Source organism: Microcoleus sp. FACHB-SPT15, assembly GCF_014849525.1.
GTDB lineage: Bacteria > Cyanobacteriota > Cyanobacteriia > Cyanobacteriales > Coleofasciculaceae > Symplocastrum > Symplocastrum torsivum.
Genome location: NZ_JACJNU010000062.1, coordinates 133379 through 149060, shown reverse-complemented (window position 1 = coordinate 149060; position 15682 = coordinate 133379). Strand labels below are relative to the sequence as shown.

Below are 15682 nucleotides of genomic sequence, written 5' to 3'. Positions count from 1 at the left end.
AAATACTTCTAACTGCCGTTCATTAAGTGTGAATATATCGCGTAATTTTATTGCGATTAAGCCACTATTACAGCAGCAACTTATAGCAGCAATGAATTTAGTTGGTACGGATATCGCCCCAGCTAATTTACCTAGTGATTTAAAGCTGATGTCACAGATGATTCCGCTGCATCGCTTATCAGATAATGCCTTTGTGGTTTATCGCTGTGCGATCGCATTTAAGCTTGCTCCCCTGTGGCAATTATCAGCCTTCGATATCGCCAATCAACTCGTTGCCTCTTTGCCAATAAATACTCAGAACACCAGTAATCAAATATGTTTAGACTTCACCATAGAGGTCGTGTTCCCCGGTTGGATTAACTTTCGATTAAGCTCTCAGGGTTTAGCGGCTTGGTTACAACAATCACTTCAGACATCTCCCAATCAGCAAGGACAGCTAGATAAAAATCAGAAAGAGGCTCACCATCTATTTCCAGCCCAGTATGCCCATGCTCGTTGCTGCTCACTCCTGCGTCTGGCTCACCAACAGGATTTAATCAAGTTACAGGACTTAAGCTTCAAAACTCTTAACTACCCGTTTATCGAACCTCATCCGATTCCTTGGCTAGATAACGACCAACAAGTAAATACAACTACAGGTCAAGTGCAACTACGTTTAGTACATCCGGCTGAACAGCATTTGATTACCCAGCTATTAGATTGGCAAGATGCCATCAACATTCAGAACCAAGGCAGTTCGATCAAGCTAGCTAGTGCTTTAAGCAAGGCTTTTGAGACATTTTACAGCAGTTGCCGCATTTTGGGAGAGGTGAAGATCGATACCCCGAAGCTTGCTCAGGCAAGATTAGGACTGCTGGGGGTAACTCAAATAATTTTGCGATCGCTTTTACAAGACCAACTCGGTGTAGCTGCGCCCACAGAATTGTGAGGTTTCGGTGAAATATAAAAGAAACTTAAAGAAGGTAGTGACAAATCCAATACCCTTCGAGTATTATTTCTTTAGTGTGAGGAGCGAACCAGTAAGGGAACCGAGACGAAACACGGCCAGTCGTCGGTTCCCTTCCTGATTTAAGGATTCTGGTAAGAGCAGATACGAGGTACTGCCTCTACATCAACAGTGCTTCACAACACAAAAGCTTCAATTGCTGCTGCTGCACCATCTTCCTCAACATCCGGAGCTACCCAGTTTGCGATCGCCTGTACTTGGGCTGGTGCATTCCCCATCGCTACACCTAAGCCAGCATATTCAAGCATTTCCACATCATTAAAGTTATCACCAATTGTCATCACGTTCTGGGCACTGAGTCCTAGCATTTCTTCAGCTAGATAGCGTACTGCTGTCCCTTTATTGGCGGCGGGATTCGTTGCTTCAAAGAACGTTGCCACCGATTTGGTTAAATAAAGCTCAGCCGGGGTGTATTGCTTACGCAAACTACCTAGCATCTGCTCAATGATTGCCGTATCATCACTCAGTGCTAAAACCTTTGTCGGTTCAGAGTCCAAAGTTTTTCGCAAGTCACCCACAGGCATCGGTTGAATATTGGCGCGTTCAGCATAAATCTTGGTTTCTGGCGTGACTTCCCGAACATACAACTGGTCATTGATATAGAAGTGAACTGAAAGAAGCGATCGCAGTGCATCACTCTCAAAATAATCCAACAATGCCTCGGCTGTAGTGCGTGAGACAGGTAAGTGTTGGTAAATCTGTTGCGTTGCGGGGTCTTGAATCCAAGCGCCTTGGTAAGCCAGTAGGGGTAGAGTAGAGGCGACTTCGTGGTAGAAGCGCAAAGCAGAACAATACATGCGACCTGTAGCGATCGCAACCTGAACCCCTTTTGCCTGTGCCGAACGGATCGCTCGCTTCACGGGTTCCCGAACATCATTAGACTGACCTGCAATTGTGCCATCAATATCCAGCACCAGCAATCGAATATCCAGGGCATCTATGTCATTAATCATTTGTCATTCGTCCCTAATGATGAGTCTAAGCGCCATTATTCATTACTTCTGATTGAAATCAACGATAATGTTAGGAAACCGTCGTTGGTTCCCTTCAGGCTATGACCGAAGGAAAAAATCGCGCTCAAGTCGGTCGTTTGATTTTATTTACGACTCTCTGGCTGACGTTATTCGTAGTATTAGTCAAAATTTCAGCCGCTTGGGCAACGCGATCGCTAAGTCTTTTGGCAGAGTCTCTACAAACTTTGCTTGTCAGCTTCAGCACACTTTTGAGCTTACTCAAACTTACAAAAAGTGACCGCTCCTGGAGTTTATCAGTCTACGATCATGGCAAATGAGAAACTATTTTAACATTCCTCGATCGCTCCAGAAGTTATCGCACAAATTGCCTGTCAAGTTGGAGGGGTAACACACTGTTATCAAATCCAATCCCAAGGAATTGTTGGACGCTTTGTATATATTCAGATGCACCTCATTATCCATCCTGAATTTGCCAACAGTACTTCCCTAATTGCGGCACACATTGAAAATGTAATTCAAGAACCTTACAGTCCTGTTCAAGTGACTTTTTACATCGACGATCCATCAATAGAATTAACCACTGGGAGTAAATCTTCGCTTTCACCAGAAGTTAATCGAAAAAACGACCCCATCAGTGGAAAATAACTGATAGGGTCGAGATTATTAGAGAAGCTAACGTTGTTTAATTACTGTGGCTTAGCAACGGTAGCATTAACAGTCACAGTCTTAACACCCTTAATTTCTTTCGCTAAGCTTTCTATTTTATTAAGCTGATCTTGATTTGGGACAGTTCCAGCTACAGTTACAGCATCGTCTTCAACCTCAACAGTAAGCTGACCATTAGGAATATTTGCTTCTAGCTTACTGCGAACTTGACTAGCAAGGTCTTCATCCGGCCGACCTTCTGCTTGACCTTGATTCAGTGCATTGTTGCGCTCCTCACGCGCTTTAATGTCAGCGTTAAGCTGTTGTCTACGAAGTTCGCTTTCTGCATCGGCTTTAGCTTGTTCGGTATCTTCTGCTTCTGGAGCCTGTACCGTTCCTTCATTAGCAGCAGGAGCATCGGCAGTCGTTTTTGCCTGTTCAGAGCAAGCTGCGGCACCAAACAATAAGACGCTACTGAGGAGAAAGACTGTAAGTTTTTTCATTGTTTGTTTTCCTCTTTTTAAAGGGTTGAATGATGGAATAGTTAAATAACTAAAGTGGAGAAACCCTGAGAGTTCAAGAAGTTTAAGCTTAGAAAAGGCTCCTGTGAGCAACTTTTTAGGGAGCTAAAAATTGTTATCTAAGTCCTGATTGGAGATGAGGAGGAGCAAGATTAATTAAGACCTTGCTCCTGGATAGCTCCTAGAAAGTTAGGATGGCAAACTACCTAGGGAGCCTACAAAGACTGGTCACGACGGTCAATGATGATAACCTCAGGTTCCTTAGAAACAACGTCAGCATGACCAGGAGTTGTACTAACGCCTGGTGTAGTGTCATGAGCAATCACCTGGCGAGTTGCAGTCGTGGGAGTAGCATTTACAGCACGAGACTTATCTGTATCTGGTGCATCAAAAATTGCCCAATCCTGAATACCACGACGGCTAAGAATCGCTTCGGCACGGCGAATTTCTTGCTCCGTACCATCAACCATCACTAGGTAATCACCACGGTTTACCCGGTCGTTGTATAAATGGGCTTTCTCGTCAGGAATCCCTAAACCAACCAAAGCACCTGTAAGACCACCAGCCGCAGCACCAATTGCACCACCTGCAGCAGTTGTAGCTAAAGCGGTTGCCAAAGCACCACCAGCAAGCACTGGCCCAATACCAGGAATCGCTAATGCACCTAAACCGACTAATAAGCCACCTAAACCGCCAAGTGCGCCACCTGTAGCTGCACCTGCTTTCGCACCTTCGTCCGTCTTGGTGCGGTCAGTAATGTTACCACCACCAACAGCGCCTGTGCCCTTAGCATCTTTGCCAACAACAGACACTTGATTCATGTCGAAACCAGCATCGCGCAATTCTCCGAGTGCGGCTTCAGCATCGCGACGGTGAGGGAAGACACCGATGGCACGATGACGAGTGTAACTAGTGCGTTGCGCCGTAGGAGTAGCAGCAGGAGTAGCAGTAGCATAGGCAGTGCGATCGCGTTCTAAGTTAGACTTACCGCTATCTCCAGCAGCCACGTCTGATTTATCGTAGATACCCCACTCCTGAATTCTGTGTCGGCTGAGAATCGGTTCGGCACGACGGAGTTCGTCTTCTGTGCCATCAACCATCACGAGATAGTCACCTCGATTCACTCGGTCGTTATACAATTTTGCCTGCTCTTCCGGAATTCCCAAACCGACTAGTGCGCCAGTTATACCGCCAGCCGCAGCACCAATTGCACCACCTGCTGCTGTTGTTGCTAAAGCGGTTGCCAATGCCCCACCAGCAACAACAGGTCCAATACCGGGAATTGCTAAAGCCCCCAAGCCGACGAGTAAGCCGCCTAAACCGCCTAGCACACCACCTGTCGCGGCACCAGCCTTTGCACCGTCATCCGCTTTGTTGCCTTCAGCACGATTGCCCCTTTCCACACCAGCAATCTGATCATTACCGTGGGCATCTTTGCCAACGACAGACACATGATCCATGTTAAAGCCAGCCGTTCTCAAGTCTGTGAGTGCAGCTTCAGCATCACGACGGTGGGGGAAAACACCAACCCCACGGCGGGTGCGACCTGTATCACGTTGGGGAGTACCAGTAGCAGCGGCTGCATAACCAGGACGAGATTTGTCTGCATCTGGCGCATCAAAGATATCCCATTCTTGAATTCCGTGGCGTCTAAAAATCGCTTCCGCACGACGAACTTCATCTTCCGAACCATCAACCATCACCAGGTAATCACCATGGTTTACCCGGTCGTTGTACAACTTAGCTCGCTTATCAGGAATTCCTAAGCCCACCAATGCCCCCGTAAGACCACCAGCCGCAGCGCCAATTGCGCCACCTGCTGCTGCCGTTGCTAACGCAGTCGCCAAAGCACCACCAGCAAGAACGGGTCCAATACCAGGAATTGCTAACGCACCTAAGCCAACTAACAAACCACCTAAACCACCAAGTGCGCCACCTGTAGCCGCACCTGTAGCGGCACCTTCGCCTGTCTTAGTGCGGTCAGCAACGTTACCGCCAGCAAGACGATTTGCATCATTCGCATCTTTGCCAACGACAGACACTTGATTCATGTCAAAGCCAGCCGTTCTCAAATCTGTGAGTGCAGCTTCGGCATCACGGCGATGGGAGAAGACACCGACTGCACGCTTGTTGCGGACTAAAGCACTACGGGGAGTGGTTTGATAATCGCTACGAGAATGAACCACTTCGGGTGCATCAAATAGTCTCCAATCTTGGATACCACGACGACTCAGAATCGCTTCAGCACGACGAATTTCATCCGCTGTACCGTGAACCATTACTACATATTCACCACGGTTCACTCGCTCGTCGTAGAACCGAACACGATCATTGGGAAAACCATAACGTGTATTATCCAAGCGATCGCGAACATCAAGCCCTGTAATTCCGTGGTTCCGATCATAGTCACGCGCCACTAGCGAGACTTGACTCATTGAAAATCCAGAATCTCTAAGTTCGGCAAGTGCTTCGTGTGCCTCACGGCGGTGGGGAAAGACACCAACAGCACGATGACGGCGAGTCGCTACCGCATCAGTGTTGGGCATATCATAGATTCCCCAATCCTCAATACCTTGACCGTGCAGAATCGCTTCTGCATGACGGATTTCGTCATCCGTACCTTCCACCATTATTAGGTAATGCCCTCGCGAGACTCGCTCGTTGTAAGCTCTCGCCCGTTCTTCAGGAATACCTAAACCGATAAGTGCGCCAAGAAGACTACCAGCTACCGCACCAATTGCTCCACCAGCGAGAGTTGTTGCGATCGCAGTTGCCGTTGCTCCAGCTAGCATGATTGGTCCAATTCCAGGGAGCAATAGGGTTCCTAAACCAACGAGTAAACCCGTAACACCCCCTGCTATCCCGCCAGTCGTTGCACCAATCGCAGCCCCTTCGTCAGCTTTATTGCCAGCGCGATCGCGCACATCAGCACCAGACATATCACCTTGCTGGTCTGTATCTTGCGTGATTACGGAAACTCTATCCATCGGAAAGCGAGAATCTCTAAGTTCCCGCAAAGCCCCTTCCGCATCCCGGCGATTTGAAAAAACACCTACAGCTCTTTTGTGTTGCCCTAAAGCCATATTATCCGCCCCCCTAAGGGAAAATACTAATACTCACAACACCAAAATGTGTTTTTTATCGGTGCTGGTTGTTACTATTTAGGCATCTCTATAATTAGGGCTTCATCAGTCGAGAGAAATAACTTCTATCTCTACCACTGGAGAGGTGAAAACTAATTCTAATTTGCTATATTACAAAACTAAATGTTTAGCTTTAATTTCCAGTTTATAGCGTTTCCTTGACTGATGAGGTACAACCAATCCTTGCCTAGTAATAGTTTCAGCTCTAAAAATGTACCTCACTTGACGGAGAAACGCTATATCCCTCTTCTGTCACTCTCCGGTTTTTCCTATTATTAATATTTTCTACAAAGGAGGTACATTAGGGAATACAGCGTTTGCCCATCTAATTTTGGCAATTGCCCTACTCTAAGCAATTTCTATGAAGAAAAAGTTTGCGATCGCCTACCATAGGTTAGTTCTAGAATTCAGCAATGGCAAAAGTTTTCGGAGAGTGACAGAAGAGGGATATCCCTCTTCTGTCACTCTCCGGTTTTTCCTATTATTAATATTTTCTACAAAGGAGGTATATTAGGGAATACAGCGTTTGCCCATCTAATTTTGGCAATTTCCCTACTCTGATCAATTTCTATGAAGGAAAAAGTCTGCGATCGCCTACCATAGGTTAGTTCTAGACTTCAGCAATGGCAAAAGTTTTCGGAGAGTGACAGAAGAGGGATATAGCGATTCTCATGTGGATGAGGTACAGACTTCTGGGTTTTCGGGAATTGGGTGACGCTGGCATCCGGAGGGAACCTCCGGATGAGGAAGCGCACCCGCAGGGAATTGGGAATTGACAAGAAACTTAGATGTACCTCACTGAAAAACCAACAACCAACAACCAATAACCAACAACTAACACCCAATGTCTTCGATATACTGATTGAAGGCTGTCTATTTTCCATGCCCTCCGGCAAAAGGTTTTTATAGCGTTTCTCAGTTACGCGCGTGTACATCAGAATAACCTAACCCCCAACCCCTTCCCACCTCTCCCTAACCCTCTCCTACAAGGAGAGGGAAAAGGAATAATGTTTTTAGCTGGAAGGGGAGTAAGAATCAAAGCCTCACTCAAGAGTAGGAGAGAGGTTTTTCAGAGAGGTAAGAGTTTACCGCATCCAACCGAGAACCGCTATATCTACACACCATCCAATCAGACAGCTACACTCCGCCACCACAACACGGCTCAGTACCCTTTTAAAATTACGGTTGTCCGCATGGTATTTTCAAAAACACAGCTAGTTGGTCTTAAAGCAGACCATTTTCGTCATCCTCTGGATTTGCGAGCGACTAATAGCCTCAAGCAAGTACCAGGACTAGACTTAATGGTGCGGAGCGTCCTCGGCCCATTAGCAGAACAGTTTTTTTACCTGAATAATATTGCTGCTAGCGTTTTGGTAGGGGAAAATCAACTCCCGCATCTTCATCAGCTACTCTTGGACGCTTGCAAAACCCTGGATTTAGATCCGCCTCAACTGTATGTACAGCAGCATCCCGTTCCTAATGCCTATACCTTTGCTATGCGAGGTAAGCAGCCTTTCATTGTTTTGCATACGTCTTTAATCGATATGCTGACACAGGAAGAAATTCAAGCGGTGATTGCTCATGAACTGGGTCACCTCAAGTGTGAACACGGGGTTTACCTGACACCACTTAATATCATCGTCTTAGCGGCTGGTTTATTTCCTGGCTGGGGGACAGTAATTGCTCAAAGCGTACAGGCGCAGATGCTGGAGTGGCTACGCTGTGCAGAATTTACTTGCGATCGCGCTGCCCTACTTGCCACTCAAAACCCTAAAGTCGTGATGTCGGTACTGATGAAACTCGCTGGCGGTTCCCCAACCCTGGCACCGCAACTAAATCTCGATGCCTTTATCGATCAAGCTAGAGCGTATGATGCTGTGAGTGAGACAGAACTCGGCGAAATGCTTAAATCTACACAGACAGCACAACTGACGCATCCCGTCCCAGTTCTACGCGCACGAGAAATTGATCGTTGGGCGAGTTCTCAAACTTATCAATCCTTGTTGCAGCAGCAGCCATTAGGTTATAATAATAAGGTTGCCCCAGATAAGGGCGGATGGCGGAATTGGTAGACGCACCACACTCAAAATGTGGCGACCTTACGGTCGTGGGAGTTCGAGTCTCCCCCCGCCCACTGTAGTTGAGAGGCAACGACCATGACACAGCGACTCAAGCGGTGGGAATCTCCTCGGCGTCAGGGGAGAAACGATAAGGGAAAAGGTGGCTCCGCAAGACAACGCCAGCTAAAGAAGCAAACTCAGATGCTGCGTAAGAAGCTCAAAGAGAGCCAGAAAGAAGACAACCAGAAGAATAAAGGGGAAGAGACTTCAATTCTCTCCCCTTATTTTTTTGCAAAATTGTCTGATAAGGTTTCTCTTGCTTAAGAAGCGTCTTCAATACCAAGGACTGAATCTTCTAAGGAGCGTTCGACATCACCTAATTCTTTTTGAGTAGATACGTCAAGTTCTTTTTCATCGTCCGAGTTGGCACTTGTCTCATACTCGTCAACCACTTCATTGACAGCTTCTTTATTCAATGTCGGGTCGCTAGCGACAGAGGCAGCTTCCTGGTCTTGTTGTCTTGCTTTGTCCTGTGTCATCGCTCAACTCCTGACAGTGTTTTTGGCTTATTGTCCTAGAATCTCTTTAATGTAGCCAAACGAACATCTATCTGGAGTCAACTGTTAAAGGCAAAGCAAGCGCGGAATGGAAGACATTACTGCAAGGTAAACTGTTGAAAGCGGCTCGTAATCTCCAGCCCTCAATTGTTAAAGACAGTGCGTTATGCCTACATTTTTATTAGAAGTTGGTACAGAAGAATTACCTGCAAGCTTTGTGGATGATGCGATCGCACAGTGGCAGTCGCGTCTTCCCAAATCCCTCAATGAGCAATTCCTCACACCTGAGGCAATTGAGGTTTACGGAACACCCCGCCGCCTTGCCCTCCTGATTAAAGGGCTACCCACACAACAACCTGATCGGGAAGAAGAAGTGAAAGGGCCACCCGCAAAGGCTGCATTCAAAGATGGTCAACCCACACAAGCAGCCGTTGGGTTTGCTCGTAAGCAAGGGGTAGAATTGGATGCCCTGGAAGTAAGAGATACAGACAAAGGCGAATTTGTCTTTGTTCTCAAAAAAACTGCGGGTCGTCCAGCAACCGAGATTTTAACCGAACTGATTCCTCAATGGATTTCCGGGTTGGAAGGAAAGCGGTTTATGCGCTGGGCAAATGGAGACTTCAGGTTTTCCCGACCGATTCGCTGGTTGGTTGCCCTGATGGATGATGCTGTGTTGCCAGTTGAGTTGGTTAGTGGTGCAGAAACGATTAAAAGTGATCGCATTTCCCGTGGGCATCGAATCTTACATCCAGAACCGATTCAAATTCCTCAGGCATTAGATTATGTACAGTCTCTCCACTCTGGCTTTATTGCTGTAGACCCCTCAGAGCGTCGAAGTAATATTCAAGCACAAGTGAAGTCAGCGGCTCAAGAATTGGCGGGTATTGCTCCGCAGTATGAGGAATTGTTAGCAGAAGTGACTAACTTAGTGGAATGGCCGACAGCCGTTATTGGGAAGTTTGACCCAGAATTTTTGAGCCTACCATCAGAGGTCATTACAGAAGTAATGGTGACTCACCAGCGTTACTTCCCTGTATTCAAGAACCAAGAAAACGGCGAATTACTCCCTTACTTCATCACCCTTTCTAATGGTGACCCAGCTAAATCAGAGATTATTGCAGCAGGAAACGAGCGGGTTATTAAAGCACGATTAGCAGATGGTCAATACTTCTACAAAACTGACTTAGCCTCACCTTTGTCTAGCTACTTACCCAAGTTGGAGAAAGTGACATTTCAGGACGAGTTGGGTTCAGTTCGCCAGAAAGTAGAGCGGATTGAAAAGATTGCAGGTCAAATTGCTGACCAATTACAAGTATCAGCCTCAGAGCGTACTGATATTTTACGAGCGGCATTGCTTTGTAAGGCTGACCTCGTTACCCAGATGGTCTATGAGTTTCCTGAATTGCAAGGGGTAATGGGTTCTAAATATGCAGCGGCTAGTGGAGAATCAGAGGCAGTAGCGACAGCAATTTTTGAGCATTATTTACCCAAAGGTGCAGGAGATAAGCTGCCTCAAACCCTAACGGGTCGAGTTGTGGGTTTAGCTGACCGTTTGGATACTTTGGTAAGTATCTTCGGATTGGGGATGCTGCCAACAGGCTCCTCTGACCCTTTTGCCTTGCGTCGTGCAGCGAATGCAGCGATTAATATTACTTGGGATGCCGATTTACCTATCAATTTACAGCAGTTATTAACCCAAGTTGCGGCAGATTTTATCGATACTTTTTCAAAACAAGAGTCACCCGCTACTGCTTTAGAAGAGTTTTTCTTGCAACGCATTCGCACACTGCTACAAGAAGAACGGAACATTGACTATGACTTGGTAAATGCAGTTCTGGGAGAGAATGATGCTGAGTATAAAGAACGGGCGTTAACAGATTTGCTGGATGTACGCGATCGCGCCCTGTTCCTCCAATCCATCCGCGATAACGGTAAGCTAGACGAAATCTACGAAACCGTTAACCGTTCTACCCGTTTAGCCGCTCAAGGGGATTTGGATACAACCCAATTAGAACCCAGTTCTGTGGTGAATCCACAATTATTCCAAAAGTCCTCAGAGCAATCCTTCTATAATGCACTTGTGGAATTAGTACCCCAAACTCAGGCAGCTCAACAACAGAGGAATTACCAACAACTGGTAGACGCTTTAGCAAACATTGCTCCTACGGTTAGCACCTTCTTTGATGGTGCTGACAGTGTTTTGGTAATAGACCCCGACCTGGAAATCCGGCATAATCGTTTAAATCTACTAGGATTACTGCGGAATCATGCGCGTGTACTGGCTGATTTTGGAGCGATCGTGAAAAGTTAGAGGCATTTAAAAAAGAATGCCCAGCGATGAAAAAACGTTTTTCTCGTCTTGGCAATTGGCAATGTCATGGTTCCCTGGATAGTATGGGGGATGCTCAACCAGGGACTTCTGCCTTTTAATTTATGCCCAATGCTCAGGTAATTGGTTTAGGACGCTCCGGAATCGCCGCCGCACGTCTCCTTCAGCAGGACGGTTGGGAGGTGATACTGAGTGACCGCAATACCTCCGAAACCCTACACCAACAACAACAGGAACTTTTAAGTCAAGGCATTACCGTCAAGCTAGGTTATTCCTTGGAGCTAAACGACTCAGACTTACCGCAACTCATTGTCGTTAGTCCTGGTGTACCTTGGGATATTCCTGTATTGGTGGAAGCGAGAAACCGAGGCATCGATACGATTGGTGAGATGGAACTAGCTTGGCGACATCTCCAATCAATTCCTTGGGTAGGCATCACTGGCACGAATGGCAAAACCACGACGACTGCCCTAATTGCAGCAATTTTCCAAACGGCTGGATTTGATGCTCCTGCTTGCGGCAACATTGGCTATGCTGCGTGTGAAGTTGCTTTGTCAGTTGTTACCCACCCTTACCAAGGGGGGGAAAAGGCAGAGTTGGACAAGGGACAACAAACAAATGTGGATTGGGTAATTGCGGAGGTTAGTAGTTATCAAATTGAATCTTCGCGTGACCTTGCACCTCAGATTGGTGTTTGGACAACATTTACACCCGACCACCTTAGCCGTCATCAGACACTAGAAAATTACTACGACATCAAAGCCCAACTCTTAAAGCGATCGCATAACCAAGTCTTCAACGGTGATGACCCTTATCTACGCAATATGGGTATTAATCACTGGCCAGATGCTTATTGGACAAGTGTAAAAGGCAAAGAGTATTTATTGGGCGATCCACAACGGGGAATCTACATCGAAGATGGCTGGGTAATCGTCCAGAAGCAGCCAATTGTACAGACAGCCACGTTACGGATGGTGGGCGAACACAATCAGCAGAATTTGTTGATGGCAGTCGCCACCGCACGGTTAGCAGGTATTGAGAAAGAGGCAATCCAAAAAGCGATCGCAAACTTCCCCGGTGTTCCCCATCGCCTCGAACACATTATCACTCTTGCGGGAATTGACTTCATCAATGACAGTAAAGCCACTAACTACGATGCCGCAGAGGTAGGATTAGCCTCGGTTGCAACGCCTACTATCCTAATTGCGGGTGGTGAAGCAAAAGCAGGTGATGATACCCGTTGGATTGAAGCCATTCAAGCAAAAGCGGCGGCTGTCTTACTCATCGGTGATGCGGCGACTGCCTTTGCAGAACGTTTGAAGCAAGCTGATTACGACCGATACGAGATTGTCGAAACAATGGCGCGGGCAGTGCCGAGGGCGGCTGAACTTGCCCAACAGTATGATGCCCGTGTGGTTTTACTTTCACCTGCTTGCGCGAGTTTCGATCAGTATCAAAGCTTCGAGCATCGGGGTGATGATTTCCGTCAATTGTGCCAGCAGTTGCTGCATTAGTGCGATCGCTCGTTTTTAATTAACACTCTCATCTCAGAGGAAGTCAATGGGCGCTATGGTTTCGGTCATTTAGACGTGGCATAAAAATGTTATTTGTTGTTGGTTATTGGTTATTTATATAATTCTTTAACAAACAACAAACAACATTCATCGCTCTAATCACCGCCGGAAATCCTGCAGACAGATGTTTCCTTGCTTTGAAGTTGATAGATTGAAGCTATATCTAGAAAATAGAAATAACAGAGAGACTGAAGCTTTGCACGCTTAGGGCATTGAAACAGGATCGGAGAATCTGGAACCTTAACAAAAGAATGATACGAACTGACCGAGAAAACCTTGGCTATAGCACCGCTGTCATAGGCATTATGGTAGCACTGATACTGTTATGGTCAGGGGTGTCGCAAGATCTCTTAGCTGGGAACGGTTTTATTCCCCACGGGCATTGCTACCTGTGGAAACCAGGGTTAGTCTGGCTCCATGCTGCCTCAGATTCTCTAATCGCCCTGGCTTACGTCGCCATTTCAGCCACGCTTGCCTACTTGGTTCATAAAACTCGTAAAGAAATCCCATTTCATTGGATGTTCCTTGCCTTTGGTTCTTTCATCGTTGCTTGTGCCAGTACCCATTTTATGGAGGTCTGGACACTGTGGCAGCCCGTCTATTGGCTAGCAGGAGGACTGAAAGCGCTGACGGCTGTAGCATCCATAACCACAGCGATCGCTTTACCGCCATTAGTACCAAAGGCGCTGGCACTGATTCAAGAAGCCAAGCTCTCTGAAGAACGCCGCTTGCACTTGGAGACAGCAAACCAAGAGTTGGAGACACTCTACGGCAAGCTAAAGGAACTTGACCAACTCAAAACTCAATTCTTCGCCAATGTCAGCCATGAGCTACGGACTCCCCTAGCTCTAATCTTAGGATCGACTGAGAAGCTGCTGACAACAGGAGGACTACACGAGGAGCAACGTCACGACCTGGAAGTGGTAGACCGTAACGCCCGTCTCCTCCTCAAACAGGTTAATGACCTGCTTGATGTCTCCAAACTGGAGGCAGGGAAGATGGACATCGACTACGTTGAAGTTGACTTGGCGCAACTGGTACGCCTGACGGCTGCTAACTTCGACGGATTAGCACCAGAGCGTCAAATATCCTTTGCCATTGAGACACCACAGTCTGTCTTTGCACAGGTCGATGCCCAGAAGGTGCAGCGCGTCCTCTTAAACCTCCTCTCCAATGCCTTTAAGTTCACTCCCCAAGGCGGGCGTATCCACTGCGTCTTGTCTACCCATCCCAACCCAACTGATCAATTAAAAGAGGGTGATGTAGTTGAGCGTGCCGTAATTGCAATCTCTGATAGTGGTCCAGGAGTGCCGAACGAGCTACGGGAAAAGATTTTCGAGCGCTTCAGCCAAGGGGATGGAGGGTCTACTCGTCGCTTTGGTGGTACTGGGTTAGGGTTAGCGATTGTCAAAGAATTTGTGGAGCTACACGGCGGCACCATAAGAATTAGTGATGCTCTAGGCGGGGGAGCTATCTTTACAGTCGAGCTACCGCTCGTTGCTCCGCCAGATTCGAGAGTGTCTAAGACGGGAGGTGAACCGAGTAACGCGGAAGAAATCGCTCTTCCCGTGCTGGAGCAACTACGCACTTCTAGTCAGAAGATTGGCACAACTTCGGAGCCGGAGGCGGGGAAACCGTTGGTACTGGTGATCGAAGACAATCCAGAAATGAATCAGTTCATCGCACAAACCTTAGCAACTGAATATCGCACTGCTACTAGCTTTAATGGTCAGGAGGGTTTTGAGAATGCGATCGCGCTGCACCCCGATCTCATCCTCAGCGACGTGATGATGCCCCAAATAAGTGGTGACAAGTTAGTGCATCAGTTACGAACTCACCCCGAACTGGATACTACCCCAATTATTCTTCTCACAGCTAAGGCAGATGACGAACTACGAGTGCAGCTTTTGCGCTCTGGCGCTCAGGACTACTTAATGAAACCCTTCTCCATTGAGGAGCTACGGGCGCGAGTTGGTAACCTAATTGCTATCAAGCGGGTTCGAGATTTATTGCAACAGGAGTTGGACAGCCAAAATCAAGATTTGGAAGTATTGGCACAGGAAGTCACCCTCGGCAGGAGGGAATTACAAATCGCTCTAGAAACATTACAGGAGCAAGCAAAGGAATTAGAGGAAGCGAACCGCTTGAAGGATGAGTTTTTGGCGATCGTCTCTCACGAACTGCGTACTCCCCTCAACGCTGTCCTTTTAGGCGCTCAAATCTTGCGTAACCGCAAGCCGAATGAATCAACAAAAGCTCGTGCCCTTGAGACAATCGAGCGCAATGCTAAGTTACAAATACAACTGATTGAAAATCTCTTAGATATCTCACGTCTGCTTCGAGGAAAGCTCCTTCTGGATAAGCATCCAGTTGCGCTTCAACCCATTATTGAAGCCGCTATTAGTACTGTGCAGACAGCAAGTGAGGCGAAAGCGATTCAACTTGAGTCTTTCCTTGATGCCTCAGTCGGTTTGGTTTCCGGACAGCCAGACCGTTTGCAACAGATTGTTGAAAGTTTATTAACTAATGCAATTAAATTTACTCCAAAAGGTGGGCGAGTTGATATTCGACTTGAGTGCCAAAATGATCAGGCTCGGATTCAGGTCAACGATACAGGTATTGGTATCAGTGGTGAGTTTCTACCTCATGTTTTTGATTACTTCCGCCAAGGAGATAGTTCAAGGACAAGAACGCATGGTGGATTAGGACTGGGCTTAGCGATTGTACGGCAATTGGTACAACTCCATGATGGGAAAATCTTAGTAGAAAGTCCCGGAGTTGGACAAGGAGCAACATTTACAATTACTCTTCCCTTAACAGTTACGCCTAAGCCAATCCGCTATATTGGCTGAATCAAGGGTTACGCACTTCTC

12 protein-coding genes and 1 tRNA gene are annotated in these 15682 nt (G+C 47.0%); 9 read left to right on the top strand and 4 right to left on the bottom strand.

Features of this window, described 5'->3' with window-relative positions:
- The first annotated feature begins 28 nt into the window (after window positions 1-28).
- On the top strand, window positions 29-928 hold the full coding sequence (locus H6F98_RS25095) for a DALR anticodon-binding domain-containing protein (RefSeq protein ID WP_192221443.1): 900 nt from the start codon (window positions 29-31) through the stop codon (window positions 926-928).
- Between the two features lie 194 nt (window positions 929-1122).
- On the opposite strand, the gene H6F98_RS25090 is transcribed toward H6F98_RS25095, so the two are convergent.
- Entirely contained in the window at window positions 1123-1959 is an 837-nt protein-coding gene (locus H6F98_RS25090; RefSeq protein ID WP_192221442.1) for a Cof-type HAD-IIB family hydrolase, read from the bottom strand.
- Between the two features lie 101 nt (window positions 1960-2060).
- On the opposite strand from H6F98_RS25090, the gene H6F98_RS25085 reads away from it, so the two are divergent.
- Both H6F98_RS25085 and H6F98_RS25080 read left to right on the top strand, forming a co-directional pair.
- Window positions 2061-2297, top strand: coding sequence for a hypothetical protein (locus H6F98_RS25085; RefSeq protein WP_192221441.1), 237 nt, complete (start codon window positions 2061-2063; stop codon window positions 2295-2297).
- A gap of 127 nt (window positions 2298-2424) precedes the next feature.
- Window positions 2425-2625, top strand: a complete 201-nt coding sequence (locus H6F98_RS25080) for a hypothetical protein (protein WP_192221440.1) — start codon at window positions 2425-2427, stop codon at window positions 2623-2625.
- A 41-nt stretch (window positions 2626-2666) separates the two neighbouring features.
- Here the strand turns inward: H6F98_RS25080 and H6F98_RS25075 are convergent, their stop codons facing one another.
- Window positions 2667-3128 (bottom strand): BON domain-containing protein, encoded by a 462-nt coding sequence (locus tag H6F98_RS25075; protein ID WP_192221439.1) that lies wholly within the window; start codon window positions 3126-3128, stop codon window positions 2667-2669.
- A 233-nt stretch (window positions 3129-3361) separates the two neighbouring features.
- The gene (locus tag H6F98_RS33735) at window positions 3362-6229 is read right to left on the bottom strand and encodes a general stress protein (RefSeq protein WP_242058688.1); all 2868 of its coding nucleotides are present in this window, start codon (window positions 6227-6229) and stop codon (window positions 3362-3364) included.
- 1253 nt (window positions 6230-7482) lie between these two features.
- Between H6F98_RS33735 and H6F98_RS25065 the strand changes: the two genes are divergently transcribed.
- From H6F98_RS25065 to H6F98_RS25055, 3 genes are all read left to right on the top strand, one after another.
- On the top strand, window positions 7483-8361 hold the full coding sequence (locus H6F98_RS25065; protein WP_192221780.1) for a M48 family metallopeptidase: 879 nt from the start codon (window positions 7483-7485) through the stop codon (window positions 8359-8361).
- Window positions 8340-8423: transfer RNA gene (locus tag H6F98_RS25060), tRNA-Leu, on the top strand. Before H6F98_RS25065 ends, H6F98_RS25060 begins: the two co-directional genes overlap by 22 nt.
- Before the next feature lie 22 nt (window positions 8424-8445).
- Entirely contained in the window at window positions 8446-8673 is a 228-nt protein-coding gene (locus H6F98_RS25055) for a hypothetical protein (RefSeq protein ID WP_192221438.1), read from the top strand.
- Here H6F98_RS25055 and H6F98_RS25050 read toward each other — a convergent pair.
- Window positions 8670-8888: a hypothetical protein gene (locus tag H6F98_RS25050; RefSeq protein WP_192221437.1), complete on the bottom strand. Its 219-nt coding sequence runs from the start codon at window positions 8886-8888 to the stop codon at window positions 8670-8672. The two genes, H6F98_RS25055 and H6F98_RS25050, sit on opposite strands and share 4 nt — an antisense overlap.
- Before the next feature lie 184 nt (window positions 8889-9072).
- Here H6F98_RS25050 and glyS point away from each other — a divergent pair, with 184 nt between their 5' ends.
- The 3 genes from glyS to H6F98_RS25035 all read left to right on the top strand — a co-directional run bounded on the left by glyS (window position 9073) and on the right by H6F98_RS25035 (window position 15661).
- Window positions 9073-11217, top strand: a complete 2145-nt coding sequence (gene glyS, locus H6F98_RS25045; protein ID WP_192221436.1) for a glycine--tRNA ligase subunit beta — start codon at window positions 9073-9075, stop codon at window positions 11215-11217.
- Between the two features lie 122 nt (window positions 11218-11339).
- Window positions 11340-12749 (top strand): UDP-N-acetylmuramoyl-L-alanine--D-glutamate ligase, encoded by a 1410-nt coding sequence (gene murD / locus H6F98_RS25040; RefSeq protein WP_192221435.1) that lies wholly within the window; start codon window positions 11340-11342, stop codon window positions 12747-12749.
- A gap of 311 nt (window positions 12750-13060) precedes the next feature.
- On the top strand, window positions 13061-15661 hold the full coding sequence (locus H6F98_RS25035) for an ATP-binding protein (RefSeq protein ID WP_192221434.1): 2601 nt from the start codon (window positions 13061-13063) through the stop codon (window positions 15659-15661).
- Window positions 15662-15682: the final 21 nt, after the last annotated feature.

Excerpts from the sequence above, each read along its gene's own strand:
- H6F98_RS25090 (WP_192221442.1), bottom strand. The coding sequence starts at position 1,959 with ATGATTAATGACATAGATGCCCTGGATATTCGATTGCTGGTGCTGGAT.
- H6F98_RS25085 (WP_192221441.1), top strand. The coding sequence starts at position 2,061 with ATGACCGAAGGAAAAAATCGCGCTCAAGTCGGTCGTTTGATTTTATTT.
- H6F98_RS25080 (WP_192221440.1), top strand. The coding sequence starts at position 2,425 with ATGCACCTCATTATCCATCCTGAATTTGCCAACAGTACTTCCCTAATT.
- H6F98_RS25075 (WP_192221439.1), bottom strand. The coding sequence starts at position 3,128 with ATGAAAAAACTTACAGTCTTTCTCCTCAGTAGCGTCTTATTGTTTGGT.
- H6F98_RS33735 (WP_242058688.1), bottom strand. The coding sequence starts at position 6,229 with ATGGCTTTAGGGCAACACAAAAGAGCTGTAGGTGTTTTTTCAAATCGC.
- H6F98_RS25065 (WP_192221780.1), top strand. The coding sequence starts at position 7,483 with ATGGTATTTTCAAAAACACAGCTAGTTGGTCTTAAAGCAGACCATTTT.
- H6F98_RS25055 (WP_192221438.1), top strand. The coding sequence starts at position 8,446 with ATGACACAGCGACTCAAGCGGTGGGAATCTCCTCGGCGTCAGGGGAGA.
- H6F98_RS25050 (WP_192221437.1), bottom strand. The coding sequence starts at position 8,888 with ATGACACAGGACAAAGCAAGACAACAAGACCAGGAAGCTGCCTCTGTC.
- glyS (WP_192221436.1), top strand. The coding sequence starts at position 9,073 with ATGCCTACATTTTTATTAGAAGTTGGTACAGAAGAATTACCTGCAAGC.
- murD (WP_192221435.1), top strand. The coding sequence starts at position 11,340 with ATGCCCAATGCTCAGGTAATTGGTTTAGGACGCTCCGGAATCGCCGCC.
- H6F98_RS25035 (WP_192221434.1), top strand. The coding sequence starts at position 13,061 with ATGATACGAACTGACCGAGAAAACCTTGGCTATAGCACCGCTGTCATA.